General features: G+C 40.9%; 26 protein-coding genes. 6 read left to right on the top strand and 20 right to left on the bottom strand.

What is annotated here, in order from left to right; genetic code table 11:
• Position 1: 1 nt before the first annotated feature.
• Entirely contained in the window at positions 2-1,996 is a 1,995-nt protein-coding gene (locus NL42_RS13475) for a MacB family efflux pump subunit (protein WP_461313107.1), read from the top strand.
• 22 nt (positions 1,997-2,018) lie between these two features.
• Positions 2,019-3,416 (top strand): efflux transporter outer membrane subunit, encoded by a 1,398-nt coding sequence (locus NL42_RS13470; RefSeq protein ID WP_461313115.1) that lies wholly within the window; start codon positions 2,019-2,021, stop codon positions 3,414-3,416.
• Positions 3,417-3,484: 68 nt separating this feature from the next.
• On the opposite strand, the gene NL42_RS13465 is transcribed toward NL42_RS13470, so the two are convergent.
• From NL42_RS13465 to orn, 3 genes are all read right to left on the bottom strand, one after another.
• Positions 3,485-4,288 (bottom strand): enoyl-ACP reductase FabI, encoded by an 804-nt coding sequence (locus NL42_RS13465; protein WP_035366526.1) that lies wholly within the window; start codon positions 4,286-4,288, stop codon positions 3,485-3,487.
• 137 nt (positions 4,289-4,425) lie between these two features.
• Positions 4,426-5,157 (bottom strand): Bax inhibitor-1/YccA family protein, encoded by a 732-nt coding sequence (locus tag NL42_RS13460; protein WP_009390706.1) that lies wholly within the window; start codon positions 5,155-5,157, stop codon positions 4,426-4,428.
• A 154-nt stretch (positions 5,158-5,311) separates the two neighbouring features.
• The gene (gene orn / locus NL42_RS13455; RefSeq protein ID WP_003654932.1) at positions 5,312-5,878 is read right to left on the bottom strand and encodes an oligoribonuclease; all 567 of its coding nucleotides are present in this window, start codon (positions 5,876-5,878) and stop codon (positions 5,312-5,314) included.
• Positions 5,879-6,002: 124 nt separating this feature from the next.
• Between orn and rsgA the strand changes: the two genes are divergently transcribed.
• The 4 genes from rsgA (at position 6,003) to secB (ending at position 8,329) form a co-directional block, all read left to right on the top strand.
• Positions 6,003-7,064 carry a small ribosomal subunit biogenesis GTPase RsgA gene (rsgA, locus tag NL42_RS13450; protein WP_461313106.1) on the top strand — a complete coding sequence of 354 codons (1,062 nt, stop codon included), beginning with the start codon at positions 6,003-6,005 and terminating at the stop codon, positions 7,062-7,064.
• 99 nt (positions 7,065-7,163) lie between these two features.
• On the top strand, positions 7,164-7,580 hold the full coding sequence (locus NL42_RS13445; RefSeq protein ID WP_003654928.1) for a rhodanese-like domain-containing protein: 417 nt from the start codon (positions 7,164-7,166) through the stop codon (positions 7,578-7,580).
• Between the two features lie 11 nt (positions 7,581-7,591).
• Positions 7,592-7,849 carry a glutaredoxin 3 gene (gene grxC, locus NL42_RS13440; RefSeq protein ID WP_016139274.1) on the top strand — a complete coding sequence of 86 codons (258 nt, stop codon included), beginning with the start codon at positions 7,592-7,594 and terminating at the stop codon, positions 7,847-7,849.
• A gap of 27 nt (positions 7,850-7,876) precedes the next feature.
• Positions 7,877-8,329: a protein-export chaperone SecB gene (secB, locus tag NL42_RS13435; protein WP_016139275.1), complete on the top strand. Its 453-nt coding sequence runs from the start codon at positions 7,877-7,879 to the stop codon at positions 8,327-8,329.
• Between the two features lie 56 nt (positions 8,330-8,385).
• Here secB and NL42_RS13430 read toward each other — a convergent pair whose 3' ends face one another.
• Genes NL42_RS13430 through NL42_RS13350 form a run of 17 tightly spaced genes read right to left on the bottom strand, consistent with a single transcriptional unit; the run spans position 8,386 to position 24,036 of the window.
• Positions 8,386-9,054 (bottom strand): 4'-phosphopantetheinyl transferase family protein, encoded by a 669-nt coding sequence (locus tag NL42_RS13430; RefSeq protein ID WP_461313105.1) that lies wholly within the window; start codon positions 9,052-9,054, stop codon positions 8,386-8,388.
• Between the two features lie 24 nt (positions 9,055-9,078).
• Positions 9,079-9,513 (bottom strand): hypothetical protein, encoded by a 435-nt coding sequence (locus NL42_RS13425; RefSeq protein ID WP_004794675.1) that lies wholly within the window; start codon positions 9,511-9,513, stop codon positions 9,079-9,081.
• An 11-nt stretch (positions 9,514-9,524) separates the two neighbouring features.
• Positions 9,525-10,751, bottom strand: coding sequence for a beta-ketoacyl-ACP synthase (locus tag NL42_RS13420; RefSeq protein WP_461313104.1), 1,227 nt, complete (start codon positions 10,749-10,751; stop codon positions 9,525-9,527).
• Positions 10,751-11,476, bottom strand: a complete 726-nt coding sequence (locus NL42_RS13415; RefSeq protein ID WP_461313103.1) for a 3-ketoacyl-ACP reductase FabG2 — start codon at positions 11,474-11,476, stop codon at positions 10,751-10,753. The genes NL42_RS13420 and NL42_RS13415 overlap by 1 nt, the downstream gene beginning before the upstream one ends.
• Before the next feature lie 23 nt (positions 11,477-11,499).
• Positions 11,500-11,925 carry an ApeP family dehydratase gene (locus NL42_RS13410; RefSeq protein WP_461313102.1) on the bottom strand — a complete coding sequence of 142 codons (426 nt, stop codon included), beginning with the start codon at positions 11,923-11,925 and terminating at the stop codon, positions 11,500-11,502.
• A complete protein-coding gene (locus NL42_RS13405; RefSeq protein ID WP_461313101.1) occupies positions 11,925-13,127 on the bottom strand; it encodes a beta-ketoacyl-[acyl-carrier-protein] synthase family protein in 1,203 nt (400 codons plus the stop codon). Before NL42_RS13405 ends, NL42_RS13410 begins: the two co-directional genes overlap by 1 nt.
• Entirely contained in the window at positions 13,124-13,669 is a 546-nt protein-coding gene (locus NL42_RS13400; RefSeq protein ID WP_461313100.1) for a DUF3261 domain-containing protein, read from the bottom strand. The genes NL42_RS13405 and NL42_RS13400 overlap by 4 nt, the downstream gene beginning before the upstream one ends.
• Positions 13,670-13,671: 2 nt before the next feature.
• Positions 13,672-14,967 (bottom strand): NAD(P)/FAD-dependent oxidoreductase, encoded by a 1,296-nt coding sequence (locus tag NL42_RS13395; RefSeq protein ID WP_461313099.1) that lies wholly within the window; start codon positions 14,965-14,967, stop codon positions 13,672-13,674.
• Positions 14,968-14,996: 29 nt separating this feature from the next.
• Positions 14,997-17,312 (bottom strand): MMPL family transporter, encoded by a 2,316-nt coding sequence (locus NL42_RS13390; RefSeq protein ID WP_461313098.1) that lies wholly within the window; start codon positions 17,310-17,312, stop codon positions 14,997-14,999.
• Positions 17,287-17,916, bottom strand: a complete 630-nt coding sequence (locus NL42_RS13385) for a LolA family protein (RefSeq protein WP_461313097.1) — start codon at positions 17,914-17,916, stop codon at positions 17,287-17,289. The genes NL42_RS13390 and NL42_RS13385 overlap by 26 nt, the downstream gene beginning before the upstream one ends.
• A complete protein-coding gene (locus NL42_RS13380; protein WP_000542808.1) occupies positions 17,916-18,344 on the bottom strand; it encodes an acyl-CoA thioesterase in 429 nt (142 codons plus the stop codon). Before NL42_RS13380 ends, NL42_RS13385 begins: the two co-directional genes overlap by 1 nt.
• 9 nt (positions 18,345-18,353) lie before the next feature.
• Positions 18,354-19,889: an HAL/PAL/TAL family ammonia-lyase gene (locus NL42_RS13375; RefSeq protein WP_461313096.1), complete on the bottom strand. Its 1,536-nt coding sequence runs from the start codon at positions 19,887-19,889 to the stop codon at positions 18,354-18,356.
• A gap of 1 nt (position 19,890) precedes the next feature.
• Positions 19,891-20,817: an LpxL/LpxP family acyltransferase gene (locus tag NL42_RS13370; RefSeq protein WP_461313095.1), complete on the bottom strand. Its 927-nt coding sequence runs from the start codon at positions 20,815-20,817 to the stop codon at positions 19,891-19,893.
• Between the two features lie 2 nt (positions 20,818-20,819).
• Positions 20,820-21,560, bottom strand: coding sequence for a glycosyltransferase family 2 protein (locus NL42_RS13365; protein WP_461313094.1), 741 nt, complete (start codon positions 21,558-21,560; stop codon positions 20,820-20,822).
• Between the two features lie 2 nt (positions 21,561-21,562).
• A complete protein-coding gene (locus NL42_RS13360; RefSeq protein ID WP_461313093.1) occupies positions 21,563-23,221 on the bottom strand; it encodes an AMP-binding protein in 1,659 nt (552 codons plus the stop codon).
• Between the two features lie 9 nt (positions 23,222-23,230).
• Entirely contained in the window at positions 23,231-23,785 is a 555-nt protein-coding gene (locus tag NL42_RS13355) for a COG4648 family protein (protein WP_461313092.1), read from the bottom strand.
• Complete coding sequence (locus tag NL42_RS13350; RefSeq protein WP_080649511.1) at positions 23,782-24,036, bottom strand: acyl carrier protein; 255 nt, start codon at positions 24,034-24,036, stop codon at positions 23,782-23,784. Before NL42_RS13350 ends, NL42_RS13355 begins: the two co-directional genes overlap by 4 nt.

The raw sequence follows: 24,036 nt of genomic DNA, 5'->3' as shown, positions 1-24,036 counted from the left end.
CATGACAAAACAAGCTTTGCTTGAAGTCAGCAATCTGGTCCGGGAATTCCCTGCTGGCGAAAGCACAATACAAATTTTAAAAGGGATTGACCTTACCATTTATGAAGGCGAACTGGTTGCCATTGTCGGCCAGTCTGGTTCAGGTAAGTCAACGCTCATGAACATTTTGGGCTGCTTAGACCGCCCTACCAGTGGTAGTTACAAAGTCAGTGGACAAGAGACTGGTAAGTTAGAGCCAGATCAGCTCGCTCGATTACGCCGTGAATATTTTGGTTTTATTTTCCAGCGCTACCATTTGCTTGGTGACTTATCGGCTGAAGGCAACGTTGAGGTTCCAGCAGTTTATGCAGGTGTTACGCCTTCTGAGCGTAAACAACGCGCAACAGCTCTACTTACCGAATTAGGGTTAGGCACTAAAACACTTAATAGACCAAGTCAGCTTTCTGGTGGTCAGCAGCAACGTGTTTCTATTGCTCGTGCCCTCATGAATGGCGGTGACGTTATTCTGGCAGATGAACCGACGGGGGCACTCGACTCTCATAGTGGTGTTGAGGTAATGCGTATTTTGCGTGAACTCAATGCCGCTGGTCACACTATTATTTTAGTCACCCACGATATGCAAGTTGCAAAAAATGCGACGCGTATTATCGAAATCAGTGACGGAGAAATTATTAGCGACCGTCCTAATGTTCCGGATCAAGCAGCAGAACCAGTCAAGTCCGATCCTGATGCCGCTCCTGCTTTACAAGGTAAACAGAAGAAAGGTAAAAGTATTTCTGCATGGCGTTCTACTTTAGACCGTTTATCAGAAGCCTTCCAAATGGCTTTACTGTCAATGAATGCCCATCGCATGCGTACTTTTTTAACCATGCTTGGGATCATTATTGGTATCGCATCTGTTGTTACAGTGGTCGCTCTAGGTAAAGGTTCTCAACAACAAATTTTAAGCAATATTAGCGGCCTCGGCACCAATACGATTACGGTGTTTCAGGGGAAAGGATTTGGTGATAACTCTAAAACAGCCAATTTTAAAACATTGGTGCCTGCTGATGCAGATGCATTAATGACGCAGCCTTATGTGAGTGCGGTCAGTCCAATGGTCAGCACATCCAAAACCATTCGTTATCAACAAAATGAAGCAAACGCGACCATTAACGGTGTGAGTAACGATTATTTCGATGTAAAAGGTCTAGTCTTTAAAGATGGCCAAACTTTTGACCAACGCAGTGTTCGCGATCGTTCACAAGATGTGGTGATTGATACCAATACTCAAAAACAATTCTTTAGTGATGGCACTAACCCAATTGGACAAGTGGTGTTACTTGGTAGTGTACCTGCTCGAATTATCGGAATTGTAGAACCGCAAACCAGTGGTATGGGTTCAGATGACACGCTCAATGTATATATGCCTTATACAACCGTAATGAGCCGTATGTTAGGTCAAGCCCATGTCCGCAATATTGTGGTTCGTATTAATGATAAATATTCAACTACAGCCGCAGAAAATGCGATTGTAAACTTATTAACCCAGCGCCATGGTGCACAAGATATTTTCACTATGAACAGTGACAGTATCCGTCAAACCATTGAGAAAACAACCAGTACGATGACTCTTCTGGTTTCAGCAATTGCCGTAATTTCATTGGTCGTTGGCGGTATCGGGGTAATGAATATTATGTTGGTTTCTGTGACTGAACGTACTCAGGAAATTGGTGTGCGTATGGCTGTAGGTGCTCGTCAAAGTGATATTTTGCAGCAATTCCTTATTGAGGCAATTTTAGTGTGTTTAATTGGTGGTGTGCTTGGCGTCTTGCTGTCGCTCGGCCTTGGACAACTCATTAATAAATTTGCCGGCGGAAACTTTAGCGTGGCTTATTCAAGCACTTCTATTATTGCAGCATTTGTGTGTTCAACACTGATTGGTGTCGTTTTTGGTTTCTTACCAGCCAAGAATGCCGCAAAACTCGACCCAGTTGCAGCACTATCACGAGAATAAGGAAAATTGCATGTCTTTCTCTATGACTAAACTCAGCACAGCACTTCTCCTCACAAGCTCCCTTGTTGGATGTGCTGCTGTGGTAAAAACACCTTATGAAACACCTGTGGTACAAGTTCCGGGTAGTTTTCAGTATGACGCCACAAAAGCAAAAACCATGTCTGCCGATCAATATTCTGACCGTTGGTGGACACTTTTTGGTGATGCACAGCTTAATCAGCTCGTAAATAATGTATTAGAACGTAACAGTGACTTAGCTGTCGCAGGGATTACCTTAAAACAAGCCCGTCTACAAGCTGATCTAACTGCAAACCAACAAGGGCTTCGTGTTACAAACACGGGAATCTCAACAGGCCATTCTTTCGATTTAAATTCGGGAGATGACAGTTCTAAAGGCCTATCAATGAGTGCAGGCGTAAGCTATGAGATTGATTTGTTTGGTAAGCTTGCACGCCAAACTGAAGCAAGTAAATGGGAAGCTTTAGCGACTGAACAAGATCTACAAGCCACTGGACAAAGTTTAATTGCCACCACTGCCAAACTTTATTGGCAACTTGGTTATTTAAATGAGCGTTATACAACTGCACAGCAGAGTCTAGCAACTTCTCAGAAGCTTTATGACTTGGTACAGATTCAATATAAAGCTGGCGCAGTTTCAGGTGTAGATCTAACTCAAGCAGAACAATCGGTACAAAGCCAAAAAGCGAGCTTAAGTCAAATTGAGCAACAACTGGTTGAAACACGAACTGCCATTGCCGTGCTCTTACATGAACCATTGCAACAGTTAAACATTCAAGAGCCCAAACGTTTGCCACGCAATGCACTACCAGCAATTGGTGCAGGTTTACCTGCCGATATTTTATCGCGCCGTCCCGATTTACAAGCCTCTGAGCTTCGTTTGAAAAAGGCGCTCGCGACTAAAGATGCTACTAAGGCGAGCTACTATCCATCGATTAGCTTAACCAGTAGTTTGGGTTCAACAAGTACATCGTTGACAGAACTGTTACGTAACCCTGCCCTAACTTTAGGTGCAAGTTTAAGCTTACCGTTTTTGCAATATAACGATATGAAGAAAGATATTGCGATTAGCAATCTGGATTATGAAAAAGCGATTATTCAATATCGCCAGACGCTTTATCAGGCTTTTGCTGATGTAGAAAATGCTTTATCAAGTCGTACAGAACTCGACAAACAAGTAGCGTTACAAGAGCGTAATGTTGAACTTGCGGAAAAGACCGAACGGCTAACTGAAGTCCGTTATCGTTATGGTGCTGTCGCATTAAAAACACTTCTTGATGCTCAGCAAACTACACGTACTGCACGTTTAAGCCTCGTTGAAACTAAGCAAAACCAATACAATGCTTATGTCACCCTCATGCAAGCTTTAGGTGGTTCACCTGTAAAAGAACTTCCTCAATAACTTGCACCAATTAAAAAAGCCGTAGTCCTTCAACTACGGCTTTTTTATGTCCGAATAAATTTTAAAACTTATTCATCATCCATCATAGATTGGCTCATACCTACAGTATTGAAACCAGCATCTACATATAGAATTTCACCAGTAATACCTGAAGCCCATGGCGAACAAAGGAATAATGCTGCATTACCCACTTCGTCAATGGTCACATTACGTTTTAACGGAGCAACTTTTTCATTAGCATCTAACATCTTACGGAAAGATTTGATACCAGAAGCAGCCAATGTGCGAATTGGACCCGCAGAAATCGCATTTACACGAATACCGTCAACACCCAAGCTTGAGGCTAAGTAGCGAACACCTGCTTCTAAAGAAGCTTTTGCCATACCCATAACGTTATAGTTAGGCATTACACGCTCAGAACCTTGGTAAGTCAAAGTCAATAAACAGCCTTGGCGAGCTTGTAATAATGGTTTTGCAGCGCGAGCCATCGCAATAAAGCTGTATGCGCTGATGTCATGAGCAACTTTGAAACCATCACGGTCAGTCACGTCAGTAAAGTCACCATCAAGCGTATGTGCAGGAGCAAAGCCAATAGAGTGAACTACGCCATCTAGACCGTCCCAATGTTTTGCAAGTTCTGCAAATGCATTGTCAATTTCACTATCAACTGCTACATCACATGGAAACACAAGCTTAGAACCGAATTGCTCAGCAAAGTCATCCACACGTTTTTTTAATTTTTCGTTTGGATAAGTAAACGCAAGCTCTGCACCTTCGCGGTGTAATGCTTGGGCAATACCAAAAGCAATTGATAATTTACTAGCAACGCCTGCAATCAAAAAGCGCTTACCTGCTAAAAGTCCTTGTGTCATGCCGATCTCACTCAAAACAATTTAAAGCATAATGCCAATATTCAACGGTTTTCGAAATTGCATAATGCATCTTTTTTCAAAAATCGCACGAAAAAAAATCGCCCCTCATGAGGAGCGACTTCTAGATGAATATAATCTTAGTCGTCAGATAACAAACCAATCAAACGTAAAAAAGAGATATACATCCAAACTAAAGTTGAGAGCAATGCAATTCCACATAACCACTCCATAAACTTTGGAGCGCGGTAAGCTGCATTTGTTTCAATTAAATCGAAATCTAAAATCAGGTTAAGTGACGCAATCACAGCAATAAATGCAGCAAAGCCAATGCCTAACCAGTTACTTTCAAAAATATAAGGAATGCTTGAACCAAACGCTAAACGCATGATCATCTGAACAATAAATACAAGAAAAATAGCCAAAGACGCAGATATCACAACTGACTTGAATTTTTCAGTTGCACGTACAATCTTGAATTTATATAGACCAAACATGACCAATGTTGTCACAAAAGTTGCAAGTAATGCTTGTAAAGGCACACCTGGGTATTTCATTTGAAAAGTAAAAGAAATACCACCTAAAAATGCACCTTCAAATAGTGCATAAGGAATTGCCAAGGTTGGTGCAGTCGTCGGTTTAAATGTGGCAATTAAAGCTAAAACCAATCCACCAATTGCACCAACAATTGAAGCGGCGTAAGCAATACCAACATTTGCAGTAAAAGCTGCGTATAAAAATAAAGCAATGCCCACAGTCGCTGCAATGACTGTCAGCATAATAGATTTTTGAATCGCACCTTGCACAGTCATCGGTTGACTATAGTCACTGACCGTTTCAACACGGGTCAGTATCGGGTTATTACTTTGCATAAATGCTCTCTTTTTATAATAAAAATTTAAAACATCATTTTAAGCAAAATGAATATGAAAGCCAAATCAAGCGATCGGCATTATTGTAACAATCCCCTTTAAACAATAAAAAAGGAGGCAATAGCCTCCCTTTCATATCACTCGGGCAAAATTATTAATCTTTACCGTCAGTGTTCATAATAAAGAAATATTCACGGTAATATTTCAACTCCGAAATCGAGTCACGAATATCATCCATTGCCAAATGCGATGCATTCTTTTTCAGACCGCTCATGATTTCAGGACGCCAGCGTTTTGAAAGTTCTTTTACCGTAGATACATCAAGATTACGATAGTGGAAATATTGCTCAAGTTCAGGCATAAGACGATGTAAGAAACGACGATCCTGACAAATCGAATTACCGCACATTGGTGAAACTTTTGGATTAACCCATTTTTTTAGGAATTCTAAAGTCTGTAGCTCAGCATCACGAGCTGTCAATTTGCTACGACGAACTCGTTCAACTAACCCAGATTGTCCATGTTGGCGAGTATTCCACTCATCCATTGCATTTAAAATACGATCAGGTTGATGGACAGCCAAGACCGGACCTTCGGCAAGTACATTTAAATTATCATCTGTAATAATTGTTGCGATTTCAATAATTTGGTCATTATCGGTATCTAAACCAGTCATTTCCAGATCAATCCAAATTAATCGTGTATTTAAAGTACTGCTCATGTATGTACGTTCTAAATGCCGTAAAAACATCAATAGTAGCAAATTTCTTGCATCTGCGCTGTAATTCTATAGCCGCTTCATGCTATTTTTGCCATCTTCAAACAGTGGTTTTTTTGGGATATGAATGGCTTTAATTCGTAAGCGTCGTTTAACTGAACAACAGCAACGTCGTATTGAAAAACAGCACAAAACTCGCCAAGAAGAGGCAGATACTTCACAAGATCTGGACGGACTCGTTGTACAACATTATGGCCGCCAACTCGAAGTACAGGCACTCTCTGTACCTGAGCATCACCCAGAAAAACCTCAAGTTGCCGAAGGAGAGCCAGAACCATTCTGGAAACCTATCGAGCTCAAAAGCGTATGGCGCTGTCATACTCGAACTAACCTTGAGTTACTTGTGACTGGTGACCGAGTTAAATGGCAGGCTGACCCAAACACGGGTTTAGGCATTATTACTGCCATTCATCCACGCAACTCGTTACTTACCCGTCCAGACCGTTATCACAAGGTTAAACCCGTTGCAGCAAATATCAGTTTGATTGTAATTGTATTTTCTCCCCTTCCTGAGCCAGCTCCGACATTAATCGACCGTTATTTAGTGGCTTGCGCAGACGCTAACATTCCTGCACTTTTAGTCTTAAATAAATCAGATTTACTCACTGAAAATGACCCAATTCTCACGCTATTAGAAGAATATAAAACTTTGGGTTATGAGGTGATGATTTGTCAGTCTAAAAAGGGAGATATCTCTGCTTTATCTGAACGTTTAGATGGCGAAACGGTAGCTTTCGTTGGTCAATCGGGTGTAGGGAAAAGTTCTTTAATTAATGTATTAATTCCAGATGCAGAGCAGAAAACAAATATTATTTCTGAAAACTCTGCGCTCGGTCAGCACACAACAACGTCTACACGTTTAATGAATTTCGGTAAAAATGGTGCGTTAATCGATTCACCGGGAATTCGTGAGTTTGGACTTTGGCATCTTGATTTAGAAAAAATTCGTATGGGCTTTCCAGAAATTGAAGCACATTTGGGTTCTTGCCAATTCCGTAATTGTACCCATACTCATGAAAAGAACTGTGGGTTAAAACAAGCTGTAGAATCTGGTGAAATTTTACCACGGCGCCTAGATAGCTTTTTGCGTTTAAATGATGAGATTCAAGAAGCACAGCAAAAAAACTAATTTTCTGTCCGCTTTGCCCTTGAAGTGGTGATTTTGATCACCATCTATATACGCTATACTCTAGGTCAATTTTGTTTTTAATTTTTTTTTAGGTGACTTGTGGAACGCTGGTTAGAGTTTATGGGGAATCACCCCATTTTGTTTGGTACGCTCGGAGTCTTGGTCGTGTTGTTCTTCATTTTTGAAGGTCAACGTAACGGTCGTAAAATTTCACCACAGTCGCTTGGTATTTTAGTGAAAGCGAAAAATGCCATACTCATCGACTTGCGCGATAGTAAAGACTTCCGTGAAGGTCATATTAGTGGCAGCCGCAATATTCCTTTCAGCCAAATTGCAAGTCATGCTGATGAATTAAAAGCAAGTGAGCGTCCATTAGTATTTATTTGCAACCTCGGGCAAGTTGCTGGTAGTGCTTTGCAAAAAGTTGCTCACCATGACAGCTATCGTCTTGATGGTGGTATTAGTAACTGGAAAGCACAAGGCTTACCTCTTGTTAAAAGCAAACCAAAAGCTTAAGGAGAATTATTATGACTGCAAATGTCATTGTTTACTCAACTTCTGTATGCCCGTATTGCGTTCGTGCTAAACAGTTACTTGAGCGTAAAGGTGTTGCTTACAAAGAAGTAAATCTTTCTGTTGAAGCACCAGAAGTACGTGTTGAATTAATGCAACGTACTAATCATCGTACTGTCCCACAAATTTTTATTAACGATCAGTTTATTGGCGGTTTTGACCAACTTTATGCTTTAGAGCGTGAAGGTAAACTTGACGAATTATTGGCTTAATCTCGCATCCATATTAAGGAAAAAACAATGAGCGAAGAACAACAAGTTCAACCACAATTAGCTTTAGAGCGTATTTATACAAAAGATATTTCTTTTGAGGTTCCTGGGGCGCAGGTTTTTACTAAACAATGGCAACCTGAACTCAATATCAATCTTTCTTCTGCTGCAGAAAAAATTGATCCAACTCATTTTGAAGTTTCTTTAAAAGTTGTGGTACAAGCCGATAACGACAACGAAACAGCGTTCATTGTAGATATCACTCAATCAGGTATTTTCTTGATTGATAACGTTGAAGAAGATCGTTTACCTTATATTTTAGGCGCTTATTGCCCAAATATTTTGTTCCCGTTCTTACGTGAAGCGGTAAATGATTTAGTGACTAAAGGTAGCTTCCCACAGTTACTTCTTACTCCAATCAATTTTGATGCAGAGTTCGAAGCGAATATGCAACGTGCTCAAGCTGTTGAAGGTCAAGCTTAATTTTTTAGCTTGCTCTAAACTAAAAAACCGCGTAATTCGCGGTTTTTTTATGTGTGCTATTTGGTGAATTCACCATCAAGTGAATGAAGCTGAATTGTAGGAAACTGAAAACCACGGCACGATAATTCTGAACGCCATGCCACTGTTAGAATCATATTGCCTACAACGAAGTTTTGATAAGCAAATGTCCCAATAAGTTCATGCGAGCATATTCCGCCACGGTCTGTAGGATGTGCTTGAGTATTTAAAGTATTTAAATCTAGGCGGATGCCGAGACCTGAAGCTTTTAGAACAGCCTCTTTAGTCGTCCAGACTTTAAACCAATATTCTCTATCTTGTTCTAGACTTTGCCATGTTGCATATTCATCAGGATGAAATGCATGCTGGGCTAAAGCTTCCAAACGAACTTTACGGTCTAATTCTTCAACGTCTACGCCTATATCTTTAACCTGCTGACTCATCGCTAAAGCATAATATTGTTGGCTATGAGAGTGATTAAAATCTAAATTATGATTCAATAAATATGGCTTACCATGCTCATGCTTTGCAAACTCCAAATCCGTTATTGTAATTTGTAATTTCTGTGCTAGCAGCTCATTTCTAATATTATGTATTTGCTGTTTTTTATAATGATTAAATGTACGGAAATCTGGAAAATCTTGTTTAGATTTTAAAAGAAGCTGGGACAATGTCTGTGTATAGACTTCGATATTACGTTTAGACATTATCCCGACCTTATTTAAAATTAATTAGAATTTAACCACGTCGCCTTTTAAGGTAACACCCGCCATCATGGCACCTTTATAGCAATCGTAAGTTGTCGTACTTGTAGTTTCATTAGCTTTAAAATAGCTCACAATGTTGGTAACAGCGTTTGCACCTTGTGCTTTAGCATTGTTTTGCATTTGGATCAGTGCTGAACGCAAAACCCAGTCACAAGACGTTGCTGCTGACTTACCAAAACCATTGGTCTTTTTATTAGTCACCGCATCTTTTTGAATAATTTTACCGCCAGACTTTGTACCCTTTAAATAAAACTTTACTGAACCATCTAAAGTACCATCTGCAACTGCACGGTCTACAGCTTCTTTAAAGTTTAACTGATGTACTTCATCTCCAGCCTGAACAGTGGCAGTAAAACCCGCACTTAGCATTGCTACAAATAAAAGTTTTTTATTTAACATTGTTGTGTTCCTTATTGTTTAACACGTTTAAAAATAAGTGAAGTATTAATTCCGCCAAAAGCAAAGTTATTGCTCATAATAATGTCAGCATCCAAAGTTCTCGGTTGCTGAACGATATAATCCAGATCGCCGCACAGTGGATCGACTTCATCTAGATTTAAAGTTGGAATAAAACGGCCACGATTCATCATTTCAATGCTCAGCCAAGCTTCAATAGCTCCACACGCCCCCAGCGTATGTCCAAAGTAACTTTTTAAAGAGCTGATCGGCTTACGTCCCAAAACTGCTGCTGTCGCCTGACTTTCAGCCACATCACCTTGATCAGTTGAGGTGCCGTGCGCATTCACATAAGCAATGTCTTTAGCTTCTACAGATGCATCTTTAAGTGCCAATTGCATACAGCGCCCCATCATTTCTGCCTCGGGGCGAGTTACATGTTGACCATCGGTATTGCTACCGTAACCAATCACTTCTGCATATATATGAGCCCCTCGAGCTTTGGCATGTTCATATTCTTCTAAAATTAAACAGCCTGCGCCTTCGCCAATTACCAATCCATCTCGCTTAGCATCAAATGGCCGTGGTGTTTTTTCTGGTTGGTCATTCATTCCACTGGTCGCGAACAATACATCAAAAACCGCAGCACCTGCTGCACTGAGTTCTTCTGCACCACCAGCAATCATGACCTGTTGTTTGCCATACTTAATCGCTTCATAGGCCTGCCCAATAGCCATAGAACCAGAGGTACACGCACTTGATGTCGGTAAAGTTAACCCTTTTAGACCAAAATATACGGTCATGTTCACCGCACTTGTGTGGGCCATCATGCGAATATAGGTTGTTGCATTAATCTTACTCATGCTCTGATGAAGCAACATGCTGGCAAACTCACCCACGGCCTCTACGCTCCCCGCAGAAGAACCAAAGGCAACACCCGCTTCGCCACTAGATAAAATTTCGTGTCCAAGCAATCCTGCATTTTCTAAAGCAGTTTCCGCACAAACCACAGACATGAGCGCAACACGCCCCATACCACGGGTGACTTTACGGTTAAAGTGTTTTGGAACTTGAAAATTTTCAACAGGTCCAGCAAGCTTGGTCCGAAGGTCAACATATTGCTCCCACTCCGGCATGTAGCGTATACCGCTTTTGGCAGCTTCAAATCGAGCAAAGATCTCATCGGAGGTTTCACCTAAAGAGGTAATTCCTGCCATTCCCGTTACAACCACACGTTTCATTAGATGAGCCCCCCATTCACAGAGATAACCTGCCGGGTTATATAAGAGGCTTCATCTGAACATAAGAATTTTACTACGCTCGCCACTTCATCGACCTGTCCCATGCGTTGCAATGGAATCATTTTAAGCGCATGCTCTTTGACTTCATCAGTAACCATTTCAGTTTCAATCAGTCCAGGTGCTACACAGTTCACGGTAATTTTTCGCTTCGCCAACTCGAGTGCCAAAGCCTTGGTCGCACCAATCAACCCTGCTTTTGCAGCACTATAGTTGACCTGTCCACGGTTACCCATAATCCCAGAAACCGAAGATAAAGTGACAATACGACCACCTTTACGCAAATGAATCATTGGCATAATGAGCGGTTTTAAAACGTTATAAAAACCATCTAAGGACGTCGAAATAACTTCATCCCAATCTTGATCGGTTAATGCTGGAAAAGCACCATCATGGGTAAGACCTGCATTGAGTACAACACCATAGAATCCGCCGTGCTGTTCTACATCTTGTTCTAAAATTTGCTGAACCGTCTGGCGTTCAGTGACATCAAACATTAAATAATGGCTATTTTGCCCTAAAGCTTGAATCTCTTGTACGACTTGTTCTGCATCTGCCTGACGCGAACGGGCATGCACAGTTACATCAAAACCAGCCTTTGCAAGTTGTAATGCAATCGCTTTCCCAATTCCTCGACTTGAACCCGTTACTAAAATTCGTCTTGTCACAATGTATTCCTAATTCTTTGTGGTTATTCAAATGGTGTTTCTGTTGGCTCAAATACACTTAACGTTGCCTGAATGCAGTGTTCAGCATATTTGATTTCACAGGAAAATTGCCCAAGTCCTTCATGAAAATATTGTTGTTCTATTTGAATGATCAATCGTGAACCTAAAGCGAAATAAGGAATCGGTAAATTTAACTTACGCGTTCCCAATAAAAAACCGACTTTTGGCGCTTGTTTTGACTGCTCGCCTTGCCAGCCTGAATAAGCACTAATCGTTTGTGCCATAATTTCAATGCTTGCCCATGTCGGCAAACCTTCTGCTTCACAAAACATCAGCTCAGGTGTAATCGTGAGTTCTGCTTGCGCCCGCCCTTCTGCAACAGCTGTTAAATGGTCAATAAATACCATCGGTTGCTCATGAGGAATATATTGAATTGCATCCAGTTTCATCAGGGCTTCACTCCAAAAACAAGACTAATATTACTTCCCCCAAAAGCGAAAGAATTACTCATGACATAGCGGATGGGCTGTTTTAACTCGGCATCTTGCACATAGTTTTGGTCAGCCAAATCTGGTTCAACCTCAACATTTTGATGCACTGGCAACCAACTTTGATCTTTTAAAACTTGCTCACAAATAAAAGCTTCTATAGCGCCAGCTGCACCGAGGCAATGTCCGGTTTTATGTTTGGTGCTACTTAAAGCAACTTGATAATCACCAAAAACTTGTCGTACAGCTTTAATTTCCATTGCGTCATTTTGTGGAGTTGCTGTGCCATGCAAGTTGATATAACCAACCTCTTGAGCTGAAATATGAGCCATCTCTAATGCACGCTGCATAGCTAAAGCTGCACCTTTGCCTTCTGGATGTGGAGCCGAAATATGCCATGCATCCATCGATTCACCCGCGCCCATTAACATCACAGGAGCCGAGGCTTTACTTAAAACAAAAAACGCAGCGGCTTCACCAATATTAATACCATCACGATTTACACCGCAGGGTTGGCAAACATGTTCAGATAAACTTTCTAGGCTATTAAATCCATTTAGGGTCAACTTGCACAAGGTGTCGACGCCACCAACCAGCACAACATCTGCTAAATCTGCGTGAAGTAATCTCTGCCCTGCAGCTAATGCTTTAGCGCTTGAAGAACAAGCTGTTGAAATCGTATAAGCTGGCCCTTCCCATCCTAAATACTGTTGTAATGCTTTCGCTAAACAGCTCATTTCTTGGGGATAATGAGATATCGATAGATCGGTTTGCCCTTGAAAATATTGCTTAAGTAAGAGTTCATTATCTGCAATACCAGAGGTAGATGTACCTACCACAATGGCTAAACGTTTATTTTCAAAGGATGCCGTATAGGCTTTTAACTCTGTTTCAATTTTAGATAATGCGGTCAATGCAAAACGTAGATTACGTGAATCTACAGACTGTAAAGCATCGGATACTTGCGGACATAATGGATGCGTATATTGTCCCACCCAAACATCACGATCAGCGATTAAATCATTACGCAAACTCAAGGTTTGCTGTGGCTGTTGTAATGCTTGTTTTATTTGATTAAGTTCGCAGCCTAATGCAGATAAACCAACACTAAATTGTATGCCTACTGCCATTGGAGCTGCATTTTCTGAAGGTAGATGTTTCATGGCGTAGGACTTTCTTCTGTCTGTAAGGTGTTCTCAATCGAACTCAACGTCATGGTATAAGGGACTTGTTCATTAATCAATTCAATGCTTCCTTGCCCTTGTTTAAGCTGCAACACAGGTTGCTTTTCCATATAAACAATCTGCATGTCTGCTTGTTGTTTCATCTCTACAGCTTGCTGTCCTAAATGCGAAAATTGAGGGTATGTCGCAAATAAAAGGTCACGTACCACAAATTCAAAAGGCAATAAACGCATTTGATCAATACGTTGTTCAACATGAACCCGATGCCCATCAAACTGTAACTTAAATAATTGTTGACCTGTCAGGCTCAAAGCGACCATATCCAGTACAGCACCCTTTTGCTGTTGATATAACAAGAAGCTAAAACTTTGCTGCTTCCACTGAACTTCAACCTGATCTTGCCGCTGATAAGTCTGAGCCTGCCATAGTGGACTTTGCAGTCCTTTGGCATGTGGCATGACCTGACAACCATTTAAAAATATAAAGCTACTGAGTAATATCGTTGCCCATTTGCGTTGCATGGTTATCCCTCAAGTACCTGTTCTTGCGCCAAGCCTTCACGACAATATTCTGCCAAAGTATTAAGTCTACGTTTGGCATTTTTATGGATCGGATTTTTTTCATCCCACGCATAACCAGCCAATAATGAAGAAATCATACGGCGAATACCTTCATTCTGATTTTGCGAGAACACCACATCTTGGAACTCGCCTTCGTACCATGACTCAACATAGGCACGAAATACCTGAATACCGCGGCGTAATGGTTTTTCATATTCCTCTAACCAGTCGACTTGCTGACCTTGCAAAACTCGCTCAACCAAAGGAACAGCCAAACTGGAAGATTTAAGAGCAATCGTCACACCAGATGAAAAGACTGGATCAAGGAACTCACCCGCATTACCTAATAGTGCATAGTTGCGGTCTGCTAAGTGTTTTACATTCGCTGAGTAGCCTACCAAGGTACGTACAGGTGTATCAAACTTAGCTTGACGTAGTACATGAGACAAACTTGGTTCATCGGCTAAAATGCGTTTAAACATTGCCTCTGGTTCATTATCTTCAGCACGTCCAACTATGTATTTATCAAAAAAATCTTGTTCTGCAACGATACCAAAAGATGCTCGACCATCTGCAAATGGAATGAGCCAATACCATGCACGGTGATCTTTTTCATGCACCGTGATTAAAATTTTATTACGATCAAACTCTGGGTCATCTGTAATTCCATCTTCAATATGGGTGAATAGTGCACGTCGTACTGGAAAATTTGATGGACTCTCTAAATCTAATAACTTTGGCAAAATTCGCCCAAAGCCACTCGCATCTAACAAGAATTTAGTTTGAATCTGATAACGCTGTTGGTCTTCATCAATTACAGTAAGTACAGGCTGTTCAGATGCAACATTAACATCTAAGACTTCATGTCCAAAGCGTATGTCTGCGCCATAAACTTGAGCTTGTTTGGCAAGTAAATTGTCAAAATCGGCACGGCGAACCTGCCAAGTAGTCCCCGGACCATCCGTAAATTTTTCAGTAAAGTTATAAAAGCTATGTTGTTTACCACGTAAAAAAGCGGCCCCATTTTTAAATTGAAAAGCATATTGCTCGACATGCTCACGGACTGTTTCTAATAAACCAGCTTCTTCTAAAAATGCCATAGATTGTGGTAGCAATGACTCACCAATCGAAAAACGAGGAAAATGCTGTTTTTCAATGACCGTAACGGTATAGCCTTTTTTTCGAAGAAGTGCCGCAGCAGAACTACCTGATGGCCCAGCCCCAATAATCACGACGTCAATTTTTTCTATAGTGCTCATAGCACAATTTCCTTTTTAATTTATTCAAATTATGAATGGTCTTGTAAATTTACAATATGTTTTTCATCTGCGGGGGTTAACAAAGTCGCATAGATAAATGAGAAAATAACCCCGAATAAAACCGTTAAACCAAAACAATGGATTGCATAAGTATGGCTAAATGAAAGTAATCCAAAGCCAAGTAAAGTCGACATCATACATAAAAATAATGCCATTCCAACCACTTGCGGGTGATCATGTCCATGTCGATAGAAAATTGCATAATCAACGCCAATCCCAATAATCAGAAAAGTCGCCATAATACTAAACAGGTTAATCTCCACACCTAACCATGCCTGAACAGCAAAAGTGCTCAGTAATGCTAAACTTACTGGCAAAACCAAAGGCACTATTGAACTTAATCCATAAATAAGCGCCAAACCAACTGCCAGACCAATTAAGGCATAAATCAGAAGATGTTGAGCCTGCACTCGATGTTCAGCAAACATTTCCGACATTGCAGTAATGGGTTGCTGGAAATGTACATGATCATTATGAAGCTGCTTTAACACGTCAGGTTGTTTCACTCCTGTCACCATCACTAATCGTTCATTGGCTTGAGGCTGTAAAAAAGCTAAAGGGTGATCTTTAAATACTGAAAAATCTAATAGTGGTTGTGTTGCCAGTTGCTGTTGCCACTTTAAAACGTCATTAACATTTAGCCCCATACTTTGGGCATATTGCTGCAAAGTCGCTTTTGGAATATTTATTAATAGTTGTACATTGTGTTGCTGCTCTGCCAATGGTGGAATCCATTGTCCCAGAGCTTGAAATGCACTAATTTTCCCTTGTGACTGTAACTGTTGCAAGTATCCAATCAGTTGCTGCTCTTGTTGCTGCATTTCATTTGCAGAAGCTGCTCGTACTACAAAATAATCACTGCTTTGTTGCTGGCCAAATTGTTCACGAACCGCTTGATCCTGCTGCTTTAAACTCGCGTCCATACCTTGTAAGTTACGAATATCATCGTTACTTTTAAGATAGAAAAGACTCGCCGTACCTACTGCTAAAATGGTTGCAATCAAGCCATAACGAACTTTAGTTCGTTGCTGAAACCATAACCGTGCTTGTCCAATCCAAGACAATGCTTTTATTGCTGGCTGGGCATTGAGTGCAGGTAATCTTGGTAATAGCAGTACACTACTGATCCACGCAGCAGTTAATCCTACAATTGAAAAGACTGCAATCTGCTTGAACCCCGGAAATGGAGTAAAACTCAAAAAGATGTAAGCAACTAATGTGGTCATTAGGCCCATGAACAAGCTTGGCAATAATGGTTTTAAAATCTGGAACCCACCAAGCTTTCTATGCTGCGATTGCATCGCCATAAAATAAAATGAAAAATCGACACAAACACCAATTAGACTCGCACCGAATACCAACGTCATCAGGTGAATTTCACCAAACACCCAATGTGTGACCGCAAATGCTACAAAACTTCCAGTCGAAACTGCAATAAACTCGGTCGCCAAAGGTCGCAGTGAACGAAAGCCGAACCAAACCAGAAAAATTAAGCCCAATGTCGAGCCAACACCAATGGTTGATATTTCCTGTTTAGCCGATTGCGTCCCAAAATTTGAAAATAAAATAGTTCCAGTCCAATGAGATTTTAATCCCATTGCAGCTAACTTTTGCTTAGTTTGCTCAATCCAAGTAGAGGTCTTTTCTTGATAATCAATATTGTATGGGCTTTGCGTCAACTGTAATACGAAAAGCCGAGAGATACCTTGCTCATGATGAATGGTGGCAAAGCCCTGCTCCATTTCAATATCTTGTTGTGACGGCGTTGCCAAGTGCATGGCATAGCGAGGGAATAATAAGAGCGGGTCTTGCTTAAGTGACTCAGCAGTGACAAGCATACCTGGACTCATCATCTGCATCAGACTTTGTTCAGTCAGCGCCTGGTAATCCTGCTTTTGTAATAAGGCTTGATCTTGCGCACTCAACAAACCTGTTCGATGTTGATACAACTGTTTTGCAAATTGATCAAAATCAAGTTGTGGTTTGAGCGGTTGCCATAATGCACTTTGCTTAGCTTGTGCTGTTAGAAACTCGGTGGCGTGTTGTATCGCAGCTTCATCTTTGGCATCTACCACCACAAATACTTTATTGTTGAGTTGCTCATTCATGTACTGCTGAGTACGTGCAAGTTCTGGGTCTTGCTGAACTTTAGGCAATAACGCAAAAATATTAGTTTGAATCTGAATATCTTTATTCAGCCACGTCACGCCAAGCCCCACTGCAATGAGCAGCAGAGCAATTAACCAAAGCGCGGTGAACTTATTTTGCCAGTTGGAAAATCGCATGCTCAGCAGCCGTTAGAGTCGTCGGTTGAGAAGTCTGGTGACTAAAGCGAATGGTCGTTAAATTATTCGCTTTCTCGGTAATCACGATTTGGCTGACGTACTGTTGCCCTTGAGCATCAACACGCACAAATAACTTTTTAAACAAGCTACTTTTCGGAGTTAAGCTCATGCTCCAACCCGCTGGACTATAATTCGCACTTACCACATTAAAATTCTTTGCTAAGGCCTGTTCATTACCAGACATGAGCTGTAAGAATAAAGTCGCGACCGAACTATATGGCGATTGATCAACTTGTATTTGGCTAAATGTACGCTGAGTTTTCTGTACCAATTTGGTTGGAGTAACAATGAGGTCCGCCTGTACTGGGCGTTTGATTTGCCATGCCACACCATAAGATTTTGCAAATAACAAAGACCCGTTCGATACAAAAGTTTTATTCAACGATGGCAGCTTTTTTTGCTGTTCAAAATCAGCACGGACGGTTGGAGACTGTGACAATTGCTGAAAAATTTGCGTGATCTGTGTGGGCGCTGCATAGACCGCACTTAAACTGCTCATCCAAACAGCAGCACCTAAACCTAAAGTTTTGATGAATTGAGACATCACGCATTCCTCTTTGGTTGAAACTCAGACCATGCATTCAAGCGATCAAACAAAACCTGTGGCGATTGAAAACACATTTCACGAGCTTCAATATTCACCGCCACCTGTGTGGTATAACCCTTGGTTAAACGTTTCCCTGACTCAGCATCAAAAATCAAGTAATCAATTTTCAAACGGTTTTCCCATTCTTTTAAAATGGCCCGAACCCGAATCTTTTGTTCAAACTCAATACCGTATGCATAGCGAACATGGCTTTCAATCACAGGCCATGCATAGCCTGATTCTTTCATCTGCATATAGTTGTAATGAAATTGATCGAGCAACTTACAGCGCGCAATCTCAAAATATTTTAAATAGTGCCCATGCCAAACCACATTCATGGTATCGACATCATGAAATGGAATTTCAATGATTACATCTGCATGCATTGGCTCACCTTATCCCATAAATTCTGGTTGATTAAACAATTCAAGTTGGTCTAAACGATCAACAATCTGTTGTAATTCGGTTTGTAATGGTCGGTCTTCTTCGACAAATGCAAAGCTTTGTAAGGTCCATTGCATAAATGCCTGCAATGTTGGGCTTAACTGTGCTGTTAAACCTTTTAAATGAATTGCCTGCACACTAGCGCAGCAAAGTGCTGCAATGACTTGCTGGGTTAAGGTGATCACGCGGCTCGCATCACGTGCAGCAATAGTACCCATACTGACTTTGTCTTGGTTATGACATTCGGTTGAGCGTGAAAAAATCGATGCTGCCAAAGTATTTTTCAAAGCTTCTGCCGTCCATGCCGATACCCCAATTTGTACAGCCTTAAAGCCGTGATTGAGTGGTAAACGTTCAGCCGTTGCGCCCGTTAAATTACGTGGTAAACCATGATTCATTTTATGATCGACCAATTGTGCAATCTGTCTATCCATCAAGTCAGCAATATTGGCAATCATAATTTTTAAGCTATCCATTGCTTGTGCAATGTGCCCACCGTAAAAATGCCCGCCATGCAACACACGCATGCCTACAGGATCAATCAATGGATTATCGTTACTTGAATTCAGCTCATTTTCAATAAACTGACGTAACCATACTTTTGAGTCTTCAAACACACCAATAATATGCGGCGCACAGCGCAATGAATAACGATCTTGCAAACGCGGACTTTGATGTGCTGTTTGTACTTCACTGTTGAGCCAATCACGTAATTGTTTGGCAATCTGTTGCTGCCCCGGATGAGGTTTCTGAGCAAACAATACTTCATCAAAATGGCTTGGATTACCTTCCAGTGCCAATACATTTAGAGCTGTAATCAAAGTACTTGCGAGTGCAATCTGCTCTGCTTTTTTATAATTTAAACAAGCAATCGCCGTCATCACGGCAGTGCCGTTCATAAGCGCCAAACCTTCTTTTGGTCTGAGCGTTAATGGTTGTATACCTTTTTCGGCATACACTTGAGCAACAGGAGTAATTTTTCCATCAATATAGACATCACGCTCCCCGATTAACGTTCCAGCAATGTAAGACAACGGCGTTAAATCACCGCTTGCCCCGACTGAACCTTCAGATGGAATGACTGGAATCACATTTTCATTGAGTAGCCAAACCAATCGTTCAAGCAATGCCAAAGACACACCTGAATAACCACGAGCCAACGAACATAAACGCGTCACCACTACTGCACGTGCAGTGATCACATCTAGGTTTTCACCTAAACCACAACCATGAAAACGTGAAAGATGCAGTGGTAGTTCATTAACCTGATGTAATGGCACTTCAACTAAACACGAGTCACCATAACCCGTGGTTACACCATAGATAACACCTTCTTCTTCAAGTAACTGATCGAGAAAATCAGCACCTTTTTGAATCAGTTCACGCCACGAAGATGATTCAGGTAAAGCAACCTGACATTCGCCTCTTGCTACAGAAACGACATCTTCAATACTCAGTGGCTGTTCACCTACGGTTAACACACGCATGTTATTTCGTCCAAAAATTATAAAAATTAAACCATTGATAAGGGGCACGCAGACAATGCTGTTCTAATATAGCAACATAGGTTTTAGTTAAAGTTTGCATACCTTCAACCCGATTAGCGCGGGGTAAATTTACCTGCTCGGCAATTGAATGAATATGTACTTGAAACTGCTGCTGCATGCGGTAGCAAAAAACTGCAATAACAGGCACTTTGAGTAAATTTGCTAAGATCCATGCCCCTTGCGGGAAAGCTGCTGACTCCCCTAAAAAATCAACATGCTGTACACGATCTGACTGCACAGGGACTCGATCTGCCGCCACAATGACCCACTCACCTTGCTCCATTTTATCTTGCAGCAACATCGCGGTTTCAATACCCAACTCATCGACTGATAAAAGACAGACATCCGCCTTATCATTTAGTTTTTTCAAAAAATCATTAAATTTTGTCGCGTGCTTTTGATAAACCAGTACGTTAATTTTCTGTGGATGCTCTGACTTAATTGCCCGAAGTAATTCAATATTGCCAAAGTGAGAGACAACAATAAGAGCGCCTTTTTGATAATGCTGTGAAAAGTTTTCATGTCCAAAAACTTCTAGATTTTGCTCGGAGATATGACCTAGCCAACCTTCAATCTTATCTAAAATACATTCGCCAAATTGCATAAAATGCGCATAGCTATTTGCCCACGTTGGCTGGTGGTTAAACGGCGACTGTGCTCCAGAAAAATGATGCAGTTTACTTAAATAAAGTAAGGAAGCTTGTCGTGCTGTGGCTGCAAATAACCAGTACCACATAATGACAAAGTACATCACCAACTTGCATAACCAACGTCCACCAAAACGGTAAAACCACAACACGAGCATAAGGGGCAACATGCCTCCTCGCTCTTTAATATCGTTCCATTTTGGAGAAGCTGAATCTGTCATAATTAACCTTGAAGCTTTTGCTTTAAAAGCTTAGGTAAACGAATCAACATGCCCATAAACAAAGTTGCGTGTGCTTTACTCAGGCCTAGGTTATCTCGCCAAGCATGAAAATGAGAGATACCCTGCTCTGGATAAACCACAGGTGTAGGTACATTAATAAAAGGGGTATTTTCCCATTTTAAACGCACTAAAATTTCACTATCAAAGCCCATACGTGGCTGGAATTTAGCGCTATTCAATACCTTCACTGTGCTTTCAAGCGGGTACACGCGAAACCCACACATACTGTCTTTAATTTCAAAAGACAAACTATTAAGCCACACCCAAAAATGGGTAATGTAACGACCATACAACCGTTTTTTAGGAATAGATTCATCAAAGTATGGCTGACCAATTACCATGGCCTCAGGATGTTGTTGGGACTGCTCAATAAATTTAGGAATGTCATCCCAGTGGTGTTGCCCATCTGAATCGAGTTGTAATGCATGGCTTAAACCAAGCTCATAGGCTGCACGTAAACCAGTCATTACGGCTTGCCCTTTCCCTTTATTCCCATCATGTTCAATTAAGTGAATTTGGGAATATTGCTCTGCCAATGCTTTTAAAATTTGGCTACAAGCATCGTCACTTCCATCATTGACCAACACAATCGGTAGATCAAAACTGTCCAGATAAGAAATCAAATCTGCTAAATAATGTGGATGGTTATAAACTGGGATAACAAAGCCATAGTTGGTCTGCATTTTTAACCCTCTACTTCCGTTTGCAAAGCGAATAATAAACGCCCAGAAGCCAAAATCTGTTCTGAATCGCGTAGCTCAAAACTCACTTTATGCTCTTTTCGAGAAAGCTTAAGTTGTACAATTGCATAAGGACGGATCAGATTTTGAAATTTTAGCTGTTCATAACCCTGACACCAATTTAAGTCCGACCAAATTGATTTAGCAAAATGTTGTAAAAAACCTATTTGCCCGACCCCAGGATAAATAGGTTGTGTTGGGAAATGCCCTTTAAAACACGCTAACTCTGGTGGAAATTCAAGGCTAAAAATATAGTCATCTGAACTTTGAGACTGCGACAAAACCACAGGTTGTAACATAGGCTTAAATAGAGTCTGTAAATAGCTTTTATTGAGTTTAGACTGAGAATTTTGCGGTAGCTGACTGAGGAAACGCCATTGACGTGGAATCGCGATCGTTTCCAAGTTGTCTTTCAACTGTTGTTTTAAATGACCAACAAAAGCCGACTTACCTAATTGCTGTAACTGTTCCCGTGCATCTTCTTTTAAAACAACAATACATCCCAATATTTGACGATGATCATGTTCAAGTACCAGTACATGACATTGCTGTACTGCATCTAAAGCTTGAATGCTTTGCTCGATCGCATCTAGACTCAAACGCTTTTCTTCAAGTTTAATAATTCGATCTGTACGTCCTAAAAGCTTAAAGGTCTGACACGTTGCATCTGACCATGCTGCGCCATCACCTGTGGTAATCCAGTCATCCTCATAGGCATGATTACTCTTCACCATGAGCTGTTGGTCTTTAATACGAATAGCCACATTGCTAAAAGCAGTCCAAGCATCTTCATCTTGAGCACGATGGGCAATACCACCTGTTTCAGAGCTTCCCAAAACTTCAATAATCGGACGATTTAATAAAGGACGAACACCACTTTCCAGTTTGCCACCCGAACTAAAGACCATCTGGCATTGTTGTAAAATTACATCTGTAGTCCAGCGTTTTAATAATGCAGGACTTGAGATCAAATAATTGCTTAATCCCAACATTTCTAATTGTTTTTGAGCTTGTACCACATCTTCTGGGAATGCCATTTGAGGCACATAAAAACTTCGACCCGTCGCTAGAGGTAGCAGTAATTTAAACAGTAATCCATAAATATGTTGATGACTAACCGTTGCAATCGCGATTGCATGTTCATCAAAACTAAAGCTTTGACTCAACCCTTGGACTTCGTTGAGTAATTGTTTGAGTGTCCTTGGAATTTTTTTAGGTTCACCTGTTGAACCTGACGTATAAAAATAGAGTTGCGCCTGCTCTAAAAAAGCATCATCTAAGGTTAAAGATAAAGGAACAACTTTTTCAACATCTTGACGCTTTAAAAAATAAATCCGCTGTGCTGCAAAATCCTGTTCTAATTCGCGTACCCGATTTGGTGGTAAAAGTACCTGCTTTTCCGCTAACAAAGCGGCAAATAATAAAACCAGAAATTCATAGCTGTCTGCTTCCCATAATGCCCAAGTTAAATTTTCCATTTGAGCAATTGCAGCAGCTTGTAAGGCAACGTCCTGCCAAAATTGAGTAAAACTGGTCGAATGTAGAGCAGCATCTATACAAAGTGGATGAGCTGAATCGATGAATTTTTGAAAATGACAGTGCATAGTTTTTAATTAATGATTTGTAGAATGTAAACGCTGATGTCGCTTACGCAAAATAAATTCACCAACGAACAAAATGCCCATCAGCACATAAGAAATAAAGCCATTATAAATGACCCAAAGCTGAGTCGATGTAAAAAGTACGGTGCTTAAAGCAATCAATGCATTACAGAAAAAGAAAATGCACCATACCTTAGTCACCTGTCTGGTCCACTGCACACCAGAAGGAGGTAAATCAGGTTCAACGAGTCGGGCAAAGCGTTCAATCATAGACGGTGGTTTTATCAGTGTCAGTGCAAAAATAACCAATGCACCCAAACTCATGCCAACCGGATATAACTTTAACCAAGCATGATTATGTGACAACAAGCTAAGACTGCCACAAACAATGGCAAAACCAGTTAAAGGCCATAATAATGAGTTGCCTTTACTAAAAAGTCTGACCACACCTAATCCGATGAGTAATAGGCTCACCCAAATGAATTGTCCGTGTGTCAGACTCCAACCCACAATAAAGGGATACAGCACAAAAAGTGCTGCAACTATCCCTTTAAGAATAAATTTCATTCAGCAGTCATGTTCTGGATTACCGTTACAACATCCAGTACGGTTCTCACATTTTTAAAGTCTTCAGGCTTTACTTGTTTGCCCGTTAACTCTTTAATTTTTACAACTAAATCAACCGCATCAATACTGTCGACATCAAGGTCTGAATAAAGATTCGAATCGAGTTGAACAGACTCCGGCTCAATTTCAAACAAATCTTCCATCCATTCGCGGAGTTTAGTTAATACTTGTTCTTGAGATAACATCATCAC

Source organism: Acinetobacter sp. GN11 (assembly GCF_054823985.1).
This window is presented reverse-complemented; position numbering and strand designations above follow the sequence as displayed.